General features: G+C 45.5%; 10 protein-coding genes and 2 tRNA genes. 10 read left to right on the top strand and 2 right to left on the bottom strand.

The window, feature by feature from the left end; genetic code table 11:
- Nucleotides 1-8: 8 nt before the first annotated feature.
- Nucleotides 9-446, bottom strand: a complete 438-nt coding sequence (locus EWU21_RS03920; protein WP_130895503.1) for a hypothetical protein — start codon at nucleotides 444-446, stop codon at nucleotides 9-11.
- A gap of 108 nt (nucleotides 447-554) precedes the next feature.
- Between EWU21_RS03920 and EWU21_RS03915 the strand changes: the two genes are divergently transcribed.
- The 7 genes from EWU21_RS03915 to tgt all read left to right on the top strand — a co-directional run bounded on the left by EWU21_RS03915 (nucleotide 555) and on the right by tgt (nucleotide 10,425).
- Complete coding sequence (locus EWU21_RS03915) at nucleotides 555-953, top strand: DUF983 domain-containing protein (RefSeq protein WP_236633167.1); 399 nt, start codon at nucleotides 555-557, stop codon at nucleotides 951-953.
- A complete protein-coding gene (locus tag EWU21_RS03910; protein ID WP_130895502.1) occupies nucleotides 940-2,010 on the top strand; it encodes an LptF/LptG family permease in 1,071 nt (356 codons plus the stop codon). The genes EWU21_RS03915 and EWU21_RS03910 overlap by 14 nt, the downstream gene beginning before the upstream one ends.
- A gap of 2 nt (nucleotides 2,011-2,012) precedes the next feature.
- A complete protein-coding gene (locus tag EWU21_RS03905) occupies nucleotides 2,013-2,894 on the top strand; it encodes a DMT family transporter (protein ID WP_130895501.1) in 882 nt (293 codons plus the stop codon).
- 333 nt (nucleotides 2,895-3,227) lie between these two features.
- The gene (locus EWU21_RS03900; RefSeq protein WP_236633166.1) at nucleotides 3,228-4,055 is read left to right on the top strand and encodes a sugar phosphate isomerase/epimerase family protein; all 828 of its coding nucleotides are present in this window, start codon (nucleotides 3,228-3,230) and stop codon (nucleotides 4,053-4,055) included.
- Between the two features lie 113 nt (nucleotides 4,056-4,168).
- On the top strand, nucleotides 4,169-5,281 hold the full coding sequence (locus tag EWU21_RS03895; protein WP_130895500.1) for a Gfo/Idh/MocA family protein: 1,113 nt from the start codon (nucleotides 4,169-4,171) through the stop codon (nucleotides 5,279-5,281).
- Nucleotides 5,282-5,284: 3 nt separating this feature from the next.
- Nucleotides 5,285-8,890: a PVC-type heme-binding CxxCH protein gene (locus tag EWU21_RS03890; protein WP_130895499.1), complete on the top strand. Its 3,606-nt coding sequence runs from the start codon at nucleotides 5,285-5,287 to the stop codon at nucleotides 8,888-8,890.
- Between the two features lie 401 nt (nucleotides 8,891-9,291).
- Nucleotides 9,292-10,425: a tRNA guanosine(34) transglycosylase Tgt gene (tgt, locus tag EWU21_RS03885; RefSeq protein ID WP_130895498.1), complete on the top strand. Its 1,134-nt coding sequence runs from the start codon at nucleotides 9,292-9,294 to the stop codon at nucleotides 10,423-10,425.
- A 26-nt stretch (nucleotides 10,426-10,451) separates the two neighbouring features.
- On the opposite strand, the gene EWU21_RS03880 is transcribed toward tgt, so the two are convergent.
- Nucleotides 10,452-10,922, bottom strand: coding sequence for an Lrp/AsnC family transcriptional regulator (locus EWU21_RS03880; protein WP_130895497.1), 471 nt, complete (start codon nucleotides 10,920-10,922; stop codon nucleotides 10,452-10,454).
- 98 nt (nucleotides 10,923-11,020) lie between these two features.
- Between EWU21_RS03880 and EWU21_RS03875 the strand changes: the two genes are divergently transcribed.
- The 3 genes from EWU21_RS03875 (at nucleotide 11,021) to EWU21_RS03865 (ending at nucleotide 12,515) form a co-directional block, all read left to right on the top strand.
- A tRNA-Gly gene (locus EWU21_RS03875) sits at nucleotides 11,021-11,093 on the top strand.
- A 43-nt stretch (nucleotides 11,094-11,136) separates the two neighbouring features.
- Nucleotides 11,137-11,222, top strand: a tRNA-Leu gene (locus EWU21_RS03870).
- Nucleotides 11,223-11,573: 351 nt separating this feature from the next.
- The gene (locus tag EWU21_RS03865; protein WP_130895496.1) at nucleotides 11,574-12,515 is read left to right on the top strand and encodes a helix-turn-helix domain-containing protein; all 942 of its coding nucleotides are present in this window, start codon (nucleotides 11,574-11,576) and stop codon (nucleotides 12,513-12,515) included.
- Nucleotides 12,516-12,525 lie beyond the last annotated feature (10 nt).

The raw sequence follows: 12,525 nt of genomic DNA, 5'->3' as shown, positions 1-12,525 counted from the left end.
AATTCAATTTAGGCAAATAAAGCAGCTAAGCGGCTCCATGGGATACGGCTTAAAATCAAAACTAGACCAAGGCCGTTCAACAACCACATGTTTTTGAACTTCGCGGCATCAGTGATGGCTTTTTTATTTTTGGCATTCACCACCGTCGCTAAGACGATCGCGATAATATTAACCGTAACGTGCTCTACTAGGATCAAGCGAGTCGCTGAATCTTTCATAGCTGCTCCAAAATCAGCAAAGGCAGCCGTCGTAACCGGACTAAGCGCTACATAAAGCACTAAACCGATCAATAATTGCGTGTGCAAGGAGATCATGTAAAACAAGCCTACTTTGCGATCAGATTCTGTGAAAGTTTTGCCTGTTAATCCTTTGAAAATAGATAAAATTCCTAGGGCTAAAACCACTAGAAACAAGATCGAGTGAATGGTAACGAAAGTTGAATACATAAGAGTGTGTTTAATTTTAGCAAAGATACAAAAAGCCTCCGTAACGTGACCTTTGTTACGTTTAATCGTCTAATTTTCTTTACCTTTGGCCATATTTTACCCGATTCTATGTCAAATCCTAGTAAACTAACGGCGATGATTAACGCCCGCTGTCCTCACTGCCACGAAGGTCGTTTGTTCAAATACAAGTGGTGGAATGTCTTCAATTTCGCCCAAATGCACGAACACTGTCCATCGTGTGACGTTCGCTATGAAGTGGAGCCTGGTTTTTTCTATGGTGCGATGTACATCTCCTATGCGTTTACGGTGGGGATCATGTTAGTAGGGGGAATTTTGGTCTTTAATTTCCTAAACGATCCTCCGGCAGAGGGCTACGTGGTGCCTATCACGACCGTTTCCCTGCTGTTAGTGCCGGCTAATTTTAGGACTGCTCGTGTATTATTTATACATTGGTTCTCTGGTTTAAAATACGACCCAAGCGCTGCTGCTAAGCATGAAAATTCTTGATTATTACATTTTAAAGAAATTTCTGAAGACCTACGTTTTCGCCGTTTTCATCATCGTTTTAATCGTGATGGTGATCGACTACACGGAGAAAATCGATGATTTCATTCGCAAAGAGGCGCCTCTAAAGGAAATTCTCTTCGATTATTACCTGAATTTCATTCCCTATTGGGCCTCGTATATCAGTCCATTGATGGTCTTTATTGCGACCGTTTTCTTTACTGCAAATCTCGCGGCAAAGACGGAAATTATTGCCATTCTGAGTTCTGGAGTTAGTTTTACGCGCTTAATGCGCCCGTATTTAATCGGTTCAGGGATCTTAGCGGTGGGAACCTTTTTTATGATCGGTTGGGTAGTGCCAAACGCGAACAAGATTCGTGTTCCTTTCGAGCATAAGTACATCAATAACACCTATTATTTCGACAAACGTGACGTCCATATTAAGATAGGTCCGCAGACCTATGCGTATTTAGAGACCTACGATAATACGACGAATACGGGCTATCGCTTCAGTTTAGAGCGAATTGTGGGGACGGAAATTCAGCAGAAATTGATGTCGGATCGCATCACCTGGGACTCGACTTCGAAGAAATGGACGATTCATGATTACCGCATTCGGACGGCTGGGGCGACTTCGTTGAAGTTTGGCGCGAAGATTGATACGACGCTTAATTTGTTTCCCAAAGACTTCGAGAACAAGCACTTATTACACGAAACCTTTACCCTGCCAGAGCTAAATCGCCACATTGACTTAGTGCAATCGCGCGGTGCGGATGGAATCGAGGTCTTCCAAATCGAGAAATACCTCCGCTTCGCCAATCCCTTTTCAGTGATGATTTTGACTATTATTGGTTTCTTGGTTTCGGCTCGAAAAGCACGAGGTGGCGTTGGATTCCAGATTGCGCTGGGCTTTAGTTTGGCCTTCATCTATATCCTCTTCTTTATGATGAGCAAGGGAATTGCGGAAGGTGGGGGAATGCCTCCGTTGTTAGCGGTTTGGCTGCCTAATATCGTGTTCTCCGCCGTGGGTGTGGGACTTTATTATACGATTCCGCGCTAACGATGAGACAGGCACCTCAGCTTCTCGACTATTTTAAGATACATTTTATCGTCATTTTGTATGCGTTTACCGCTATTTTGGGGAACGCAACAGAGGCGAATGCGTTAACGATTGTGTTCTTTCGATGCGTGATTGCCGCGGCCGGATTAGGGCTGATGCTCGCAGCTTCTAAAAAGTCCTTTCAGGTCCCCGCTTCGGTTGTAAAGATTTGGCTGTTGAATGGTGCGTTTGTGGCGCTTCACTGGTTGCTGTTTTTTGGGGCTGCCAAAGTCTCTACGGTCGCCATGTGCCTCGCCGGTCTTTCTACCCAAACCTTTTGGACCTCCATTTTAGAGCCCATCGCTAAGAAAAAACCGATTGCGAAGATTGAAGTCTTTCTCGGAATCCTAGTCGTGATTGCCCTAGGTATTATTTTTTCGGTCGAACCCGGCCAATGGATTGGTTTGGTGATGGGCATTGGAGCCGGATTTTTCGGCGCACTTTTTTCTGTGATTAACGGAAATTATACCCACACCCACGACCCTAAATTGATCACTGTTTACGAGATGGTGGCGGCTGGATTTATCACCGGTGCCGTCTGGTTGAGCGGACTTCTTGGCGGTTCGCCAGGTTTCGTTCCCGTCGGCCTGGATTGGCTTTGGATTGGGATTTTGGCCGTTGTTTGCACCGTTTACGCTTATACCGAAACCATCCATTTGTACAAGGTTTTCTCCGTTTTTTCGATCAATCTCGTGATCACACTCGAGCCGGTGTATGGGATTTTGCTGGCGGTCTTTATTTTTGGCCAAAAAGAAGTCATGCAACCCGCCTTCTACTGGGGAACTAGTCTGCTGGTGCTGACGGTGATGGCGCATCCGTTTTTGTCGCGACGTCCTGCGGACTAAGTCATCGCTGCGCGATTTAGTCGGCTTCGCCTTAGTCGCTGCTTCGCAGCTTGGTCATCGCTGCGCGATTTAGTCACGACTGTGTCGTTTAGTCGCCTGCGGCTCAGTCTATGTTGTTCTTTCCGGGTAGATATCTTCAATTATTTCTTTTATATTTAGCTGTTAAAGTGTTTTGACTAAGTGACGTAGTCACGACTAAGCTGCGAAGCAGCGACTAAATCGCGCAGCGATGACCTCGCGACTTCGTCGCGAAATGACTAAATCGCGCAGCGATGACTAAGACGAAGTCGACTTTTTGACTAAGCTGCGAAGCAGCGACTAATGACTAAACCTATGAACCCAATCGCCATGAATCTGCTCGTTTACGGGCCAGATATGAATGATTCTGTATTATCAGAGCTTGCCTTTATTCAAGAGGTGGGTTATCAAGGCGTTGAAATTCCGGTATTTAATGTTGATTTAGCGCATTGGTCTGCTTGGAAAAAGGAGGTCGATCGACTGGGCTTACAACCTTTTGCCTGTGCGATTGCAGGGCCTGCGGAGAATTTGATTTCGCCAGATCCAGCGGTTAGAGCGGCGGGTATTGCGTATTTGAAAGGAGCGGTAGATGTGGCGGCTTTTTTAGGGGCGCCGTATTTGTCTGGGCCTTTTCATTCAGCGCTCGGTGTTTTTACAGGGGCCAAAGCCACCCAGCAAGAAATCGACTGGTCCATCGCCGGCATCCGTGAAGTGGCAGATCACGCGGCCACGAAGAATATTACCCTTTGTTTAGAATATTTGAACCGTTTCGAGAGTTATTTGGTCTCGTGTGCAGATGAATTATATGCCTTAGTCGAGCAGATTAATCACCCCTATGTAGAGATTATGTTTGACACGTTCCACGCGAATATCGAGGAAGTGAGTACGGCAGATGCGATTCGACGGATTGCGAAGCGGACACCGCACATTCAGTTGTCGGAGAGTACGCGGGGGATTTTGGGAGAAGGTCAGGTGAACTGGCCGTCTGTTTTGCAGGCGATTAAGGACGTAAATTATTCCGGCTGGCTCGTGGTGGAGGCCTTTAGCGAGAAATTGCCGGCGGCTCATATTTGGCGAAAAATGTTTAATTCAGAGCGAGAGCTTGTGGAAAAATCCTTTAAAATGATAAATGGTAAGTGGTGAATGGTAAATGAATGATAAATGGTAAGTGGTGAATGGTAAATGAATGGTGAATGGTAAACGAATGGTAAATGGTAAGTGGTGAATGGTAAATGAATGTTGAAATCTTTTAAACTATGAAAAAATATAACGTTGCGATTGTCGGACTAGGTTTCGGCGCAGAATTTATTCCTATTTATTTGAAGCATCCGTTGGCGAACATGTATGCGATTTGCCAAAGAAATGAAGATAAACTCAACTCCATCGGGGATGCCTATGGGATCGAGACGCGCTACACGGATTTTGAGAAGCTAATCCAAGACCCGAATGTAGATGTCGTTCACATCAATTCTCCTATTCACTTGCACGCGGAACAGACGCTAAAAGCGCTAAATGCAGGGAAACACGTGGCTTGTACGGTGCCTATGGCGACGACAGTTGAGGAGTGCAAAGCGATCGTGGAGGCGAGCAATCGTATGGGTAAGAAATATATGATGATGGAGACCGTGGTGTATGCGCGCGAGTTTTTGTACATCAAAGAATTATACGAAAAGGGTGAGCTAGGCAAGATTCAATTCTTGAAAGCATCGCACCAACAAGATATGGACGGATGGCCGGATTATTGGCCAGGCTTGCCTCCGATGCACTATGCGACACACTGCGTAGGTCCGGTGGCTGGATTGTTACGTTTAGAAGCGGAATATGTTTCTTGCTTCGGATCGGGTACGATTCGCGAAGAATTAATTCAGCATTATAACTCGCCATTTGCGGTGGAATCAGCGCACATTAAGTTCCGTGATTCGGATTTGAGCGCGATGGTATACCGTTCGCTGTTCGATGTGGCGCGTCAATACCGCGAAAGTTTTGAGGTCTATGGGTCGAAGAAATCGGTAGAATGGCCTTTAATTGAGGGAGAAGAATTAGTGGTGCATACGGCGAAAAAACCGGAGCCAGAGATTCCATCGAAAGTGCCTACGCCTGATTTTGCCCATTATTTACCCGAAGAAATTCAACGTTTCACTACGAAAGGGGTGTACGACGAGGAGGATAATACCCACCTTTCGTTTACCCAAGGGGGCGGACATGGTGGATCACACCCCCATTTGGTGAACGAGTTTTTGCAGGCTTTGGCCGCAGATCGCGATCCATTCCCGAATGCACCGCAGTCTGCTAACTGGACTTCGGTAGGTATATTAGCTCACGAATCTGCTCTTCAAGGCGGAAAAATCATTGAAATTCCTAAATTCTAAGCCATGCGTTTTCTCTTATTTGCTGCGGCACTCTTGTTTCAATTTTCGGTTTCGGCTGCTCCTGGCAGACGCCTCGAATTATTGTTTTTAGGCGATAAAGGCCACCACAAGCCCTTTGACAGGTATCCTGCATTGCAATCCGCAGTGGGAATCAAGGGGATGAATATCACCTACACGGAATCCTTGAAGGATTTGAATGAGGCTTATTTGAATAAATTCGATGCCTTGGTGATCTATGCGAACCACGATTCGATCGCAGCACCGCAGGAGAAAGCGCTCTTGAATTATGTGGCTTCGGGTCACGGTTTAGTGGCGATTCATTGTGCGTCGTTCAACTTCCGGAATTCGAAGGAATTTGTGAAGATGGTGGGCGGTCAGTTTTGGCGTCATGGGATGGATTCGATTCGCGTGAAAAACGAGGCGAACACCTTCGTGAAAATCAAGACGGTCGATGAGACGTATTTGCATAGCCAATTGCAGCCGGATAACCAGATTTGGCAATCTAGAATTCTAGGACCTGAGCAGGCCAAAGATAAGCCAGGTGCCACCACCGAACCTTATACTTGGACGCGTACCTACGGAAAAGGAAATGTGTTTTACACAGCTTATGGTCACGACGAGCGTACTTGGGAAACGGAAGGATTTCAGGATCTAGTGACACAAGGAATTTTGCATGCTGTAGGAGCAGAGAAAAGAGCCTTATTAACGGCATTGAACATCCCGGTTTTGAAATACCGCGAAGCGAAATTGCCTAACTACGAGAAACGCGAAGGCGCTCAACTACAGCAATTACCTTTAAGCCCAGAGGAATCAGTGAAGTTTATTCAGGTTCCGGTGGACTTTAATTTGCAAGTATTCGCTTCTGAACCGAACGTGATGCACCCGATTGCGATGGCTTGGGATGAGCGAGGTCGTTTGTATGTGTTGATCACGAAAGACTATCCTAACGAACGCAAAGAAACGGGTGGAAGCGATTATATCTTATTGTGCGAAGACACGAACAAAGATGGGAAGGCTGATAAATTCACGAAATGGGCGGAAGGCCTAAGCATTCCTACGGGGATGGTGTTCGCAAATGGAGGCTTGATTATTTCTCAGGCGCCTCACATGATCTTGTTGAAAGACACGAATGGCGATGATGTAGCCGATGAAAAGAAAATCTTATTCACCGGTTTTGGAACAGGGGATACACACGCTGGACCGTCGAATTTGCATTATGGATTCGATAACTGGATCTGGGGTTGTGTGGGTTATTCCGGTTATAAGGGCAAAGTGGGAGCGGATTCGCTACAATTTGCGCAGGCATTCTTCCGCTTCAAGCCAGATGGCTCGAAGATGGAGCACATGACGACGACTTCGAACAATACCTGGGGCTTCGACTTCAATGAGGCAGGTGATGTGTTCGGTTCGACGGCAAATAACGCGCATGGCTGGTATATGGCCATTCCGCACCGCAATATTTGGCATGCGCTTATGACCTTGAATGGTTCCAAAAATACGGATACGCACAAGGACATGCGGACGATCACGAAGAAAGTGCGTCAGGTCGATGTTTTTGGCGGATTTACAGCAGCAGCTGGACATAATTTCTATTCTGCACGCTCGTTCCCGAAAGAATATTGGAACCAAATCGCTTTCGTTTCAGAACCAACGGGTCACGTGATTCACCAGAATCGCCAGGTGCCGACGGGCTCTGATTTTAACGACAAAGAAGCATTCAACTTCCTAGCCGGTGCTGACGAATGGGTATCTCCAGTGTTTGCGCAGGTGGGTCCGGATGGAGCTGTTTGGGTGGCGGACTGGTATTCGTACATCATTCAGCACAACCCGGTTCCGCAAGGATTTAAAAACGGTGGAGGTAATGCCTACGACACGGATTTACGTGATTTCACCCACGGTCGTATTTACCGCGTAGGGTATAATAAAGCACCAGAATACACGCCAGTTTCCTTGAAAACGCCGGCGGAATGTGTGGCGGCTTTGAGTCATTCGAACTTGTTTTGGCGTTTACAGGCGCAGCGTTTATTAGTGGAACGCGGAAATAAAGACGTGGTTCCGGCTTTGGTAGCGCTTTTAGGTTCTGCCAAAACCGATGAAATCGGTCTCGCTCCAGGTGCCATCCACGCGCTTAGAACGTTAGAAGGTTTAGGTGTTTTACCAATGGACGCTCTAGCTCGTGCGATGAAGCATTCATCTGCAGCGGTGCGCAAGCAAGCGGTGCAGGTATTGCCTCGTACGGCGGCTTCGGCGAAATTGATTTTGGACCAAAAAATGCTGAACGACAAAGACTCCTTAGTCGTATTACATTCCATTTTAGCTTTAATCGAATCTCCGTCTTCCCCAGCGGTAGAAGCGGCGATGGCGCGTAAAATCGCGGTCTCTGCTAAAACAACGGATCGTTGGATTCCAGACGCTTTAGCGGCCTATGTAATGGCCGGTGGTCCTGCACGTCGTGCCGCATTCATCGCGAAACAAGGCGCTCAATCAAGCGCGGTGGTAGCAGAGAAATTAGCGAAAGAAGCGAAAAATCCAACGACAGCAGGGACCGAATCAGGCCTAGACCTAGTCGTGGAAGAAGTTCAAATCAAAGGCGGAAACTTCCGTTTACGTGAAGGCGCTAGTTTTGTGATCCGCGTGAAAAACAGAGGCGATAAGGCCTTGCCAAAAGGCACCCCACTTCCGTTAACCGTCAAAATCGAAGGTATGGGTCGTCGTACCGATTTGGAATCCTACACGTTCACAGATGGAGCAGCTCCAGGCGAAACGGTTTCTGTTGTGAAAAATAACAACGGTCCTTGGACAGGAAACTTAGGCTGGACGGCAGACGAAGCAGGCAATTACGTGATGGAAATTGCCTTAGATACGAAAGCCGTATTAGGCGAATCGAATCGCAACAATAATATCTTCAGACAACCCATTGTGGTTTCTTTACCAGCAGATTTAGGCTCGTACATCGTAGAGAAATCGTTCCGCGGCATGACCTCAGATGATTCAGCCAATGATATCGTCGCTTTATTACGCTCGATCAAGCAAACAGCTAGTCCTACCATGGGCGCGGCTTTGAAAGGCGCTTCAGCTACTTGGAATGCGAAACGTGTGGCAGATTTATCAACTGAAAATACGGACTTCTTAAAAGGCTTAGGCAAGCAATTACGTCCGCAGGATGTGGACGCGTATGAGCGTTTAGCGGGTCTTTGGAAAGTAGAAATTCCAACTGCTGAAGTAAAAGGTGTGGTCGTGAAACGCACGATTATGACGATCAAAGAAGCAATGAAATACAGCCCAGCGGAATTCACAGTCCCTGCAGGTGCGACGGTTGAGTTGATCTTCGAAAACGTCGATGCGATGCAACACAACTGGGTGTTAGGCGCTTTAGGTAGCCAAGAAAAAATCGGCTTAGCCGCGGACAAGATGATCACAGCTGCTGATGGTGCAGCGAAAAACTACATCCCAGCCATGCCAGAAGTGTTAGCCTACACTCCATTAGTGGAATCAGATGGCCGCGTAAAAGTGGTCTTCAAAGCACCAAGTGTTCCAGGCAATTATCCATTCTTGTGTACGTTCCCAGGGCACTGGAGGATTATGAATGGCATTATGAAAGTTAATTAAAGCAGATAATTTAAAGCACAAAGTATAAAGCACAAAGTATAAAGTTGGATGTTGCTGCGCAACGATTCGTGAAATGTTTTTGACTAAGTCCGCAGGACGACTAAGCGACAACGTCGCGACTAAACGACGTAGTCGTGACTAAGCTGCTGTGTTCAAAGCACAAAGAATAAAGCACAAAGTTGGTTGTTGCTTCGCAACGATTCGTTAAATGTTTTTTGACAAAGCTGCGCAGCAGCGACTAAGCCGCAGGCGACTAAGCCACGAAGTGGCGACCTGTTGACTAAGCTGCGCAGCAGCGACCAAGCCGCAGGCGACTAAGCCACGAAGTGGCGACCTGTTGACTAAGCTGCGCAGCAGCGACTTCAGCTGCTCACAAGAAAATTCTTTTGTACCTTTGTCTTATGAAATTCTCAATAAGCCACACGGATCCTAGCTCGAAAGCGCGCGCAGGTGAAATAACGACAGATCACGGGACGATTCAAACGCCCATTTTTATGCCTGTAGGCACTGCAGGGACCGTTAAAGGCGTTCATATTTCAGAATTAACTGATCCCATTAAGGCCCAAATTATTCTTGGGAATACCTACCATTTGTACTTGCGTCCGGGTTTAGAGGTCATCGAAAAGGCAGGGGGATTGCATAAATTCAATGGCTGGCAGGGGCCTATTTTGACGGACTCGGGAGGATATCAAGTGTATTCTTTGGCAGGAACAGGACGAAAAATTCAGGAAGAAGGGGTCAAATTCAAATCACATATAGACGGTAGTATTCACTATTTCACGCCGGAAGGGGTGATGGATATTCAGCGCACGATCGGGGCGGATATTATGATGGCTTTCGACGAATGCACGCCGTACCCATGTACCTACGAATACGCGCGCAAATCGATGGACATGACTCACCGTTGGCTTGATCGTTGCATCAAGCGTTTTGACGAAACAGATCCCAAATACGGCTATAATCAGACTTTATTCCCCATTGTTCAGGGTAGTGTTTACTCTGATTTGCGAAAGGTCTCGGCGGAGTATATTGCGTCCAAAGGGGCTTTCGGTAACGCCATCGGTGGTTTATCCGTGGGCGAGCCAGTCGAAGATATGTACGCGATGGCGGATGAGGTGACGGATATTTTGCCCAAAGACAAACCGCGCTACTTAATGGGCGTAGGAACTCCGGCCAATATTTTGGAAGGAATTGCGCTCGGAATTGATATGTTCGATTGTGTAATGCCTACGAGAAATGCCCGCAACGGGATGATTTTTACGACGCAGGGAATTATCAATATCAAGAATAAGAAATGGGAGTCCGACTTTTCGGTCATCGATCCACATTTCGTGAATGAGGTACACGGTCAATACACGAAGTCTTACCTACGACACTTGGTTAGATGTGAGGAAATGTTAGGCGCCATGATTGCGAGTGTGTGTAACTTGCGCTTCTATCTGTGGATGGTGGGCGAGGCACGCAAGGAAATTCAAGCGGGAACTTTTACGGCTTGGAAAAACCGCATGATCCCGCAATTTATGCACCGATTGTAAGGTTTCGCAATACGCGAAACGTTTGATCACGGAATAGGTAATACCTTACTTTCTTTGAATGAAGACAAGATCACCATGGTGGAAGTGGCAGCCACTTCTTCAATTTCATTGATTTTTTCGAGCATTAATTTCTGATAAGTTGAAATATCTTTCGAAATAATTTTCAACATAAAATCGCCAGAACCTGTCACGTGATGGCACTCGATTACCTCTGGAATTTGGTTGATTTGCTTCACGAATGACTCTGTCACTTGCTTCTTGTGACCCGTCAAAGTTACCGTCACAAACGTGCTCACTCCTAAGCCTACTTTTTCTCTATCCACCTGAGCGTGATAGCTTTGGATAACCCCTAAAGTTTCTAATTTCTTTACACGTTCCAAAGTAGGAGCCGGGGAAAGACCAATCTCTTTCGATAATTGGGCGTTTGTAATCTTCGCATTTTGCTGAAGAATTTCCAGTAATTTGTGATCAGTTTGGTCGAGTTTGTTGATGCTCATATTTTTTTCTAAAGTATAAATTTAGAGAATATTTTTACTAAAATTTGATTTCGACTTGCATAATTCAATAGGAGGCCGTATTTTTGCATCCACAAAACGCGAAAGTAGCTCAGCTGGTAGAGCGCGACCTTGCCAAGGTCGAGGTCGCGGGTTCGAACCCCGTCTTTCGCTCAAAACGAAAAAGCACCATCGGTGCTTTTAGTTTTACCAGGACGCTTGGGTGGTGGAACTGGTAGACACGCGGGACTTAAAATCCCGTGAGCCGTAACGCTCGTGTGGGTTCGATTCCCATCCCAAGTACAATTCAAGCGTCTGAAAAAGCCTTCCTTAACGGGAAGGCTTTTTTGTTTTCTGGCCCGGACTAAGCTGGATAACAAATTTCAAAAATTTGCTTACCTTTCCGCTAACTAATTGTTCTAATAAATATAAAGCGTGCTTCCTGCGATTTGTCTTCTCGGATTCTTAGGATCGATTCTTCTTTTGAAGTTTGCAGATAAGGTCAATCCCGCGAACCGCTATTTAGCGTATCATTTCTTTTTAAATTCCTTATTTGGCATAGCCCACTGGGCTTCGGTTGTTTCAGACTCAATCGAACTGAGAGCTCTTTTTGCCATTCATTATTTTCCACTTTATTTGTTGAATTCTCCCTTTTTGTATTTTTACGTACGGGCGGTATTGACAGAAAAGAAATTTATAAGGGGATTTGATTACATTCATTTTTTGCCAATTCTGTTGATCATAATCAATATTATTCCCTATTCTATTAATTCATGGGAATATAAGCTAAGTTTTGCAGAGAAAATTCACGCAAATTCAAAGAATATTTACCTAGTTTATTTTCCTTTAGTTTCATTTTCATCTTATTTCATTGGAAGGTCTATTATTTCCATATTTTATCTTATTCTGGCGGGAGGTATTTTAATGAAGTCCATAAGGCAGGGAAAGTTGAAATCAGCTGAGGTACTCAGGAAATGGCTGCTGGTTTATCTTACGCTAGGTTTGATTTTTAATTTGAGTATCATCTTTTTGAGTGTATACTCATTTTATAGTAATGGTTTTATGATTTTGTTGGATGAGAAAGGTCGAGGGAGGAGTTTTGTGACGATTATTATGTCATTCTTAACTATTTCTATTTATTTTTTTCCTCGAATTCTATACGGATTGAATACACAACCGGGTTCAAAGTTAACAGATGTCTTTGAGCGGAATGAAAAAATAGCTTCTGCCTCTAAGTCATTGGAGATATCGGAAGCACGGCTTTTTCAAGTGGAGGGATACTTAGTAGAGTTTTTGCAGTCTAAAAAATATCTATTACCTGGTTTTGCGCTTTCTGATTTGGTGAAGGATTTAGGTGTGCCTGAGCATATACTAACGTATTACTTTAATAATTATTTAGGAATTACGTTTTTAAAGTGGAAAAATCAGCTTCGGATTGAAGAGGCGGTCAATCTACTCAAGGCGGGCGAGGCAGAAACGAATACGTTAGAAAGTGTGGGGAAGGCCTGTGGCTATAAATCTCGCTCTAATTTCATTCAGGCTTTTAAAGCGCAAACGGGCGAGTCGCCTTCGGCTTATCTTAAAAAGCTTTTGTAAATATTTGACT

It is taken from the genome of Aquirufa antheringensis (genome assembly GCF_004307425.1).
Classification (GTDB): Bacteria; Bacteroidota; Bacteroidia; order Cytophagales; family Spirosomataceae; genus Aquirufa; species Aquirufa antheringensis.
This window is presented reverse-complemented; position numbering and strand designations above follow the sequence as displayed.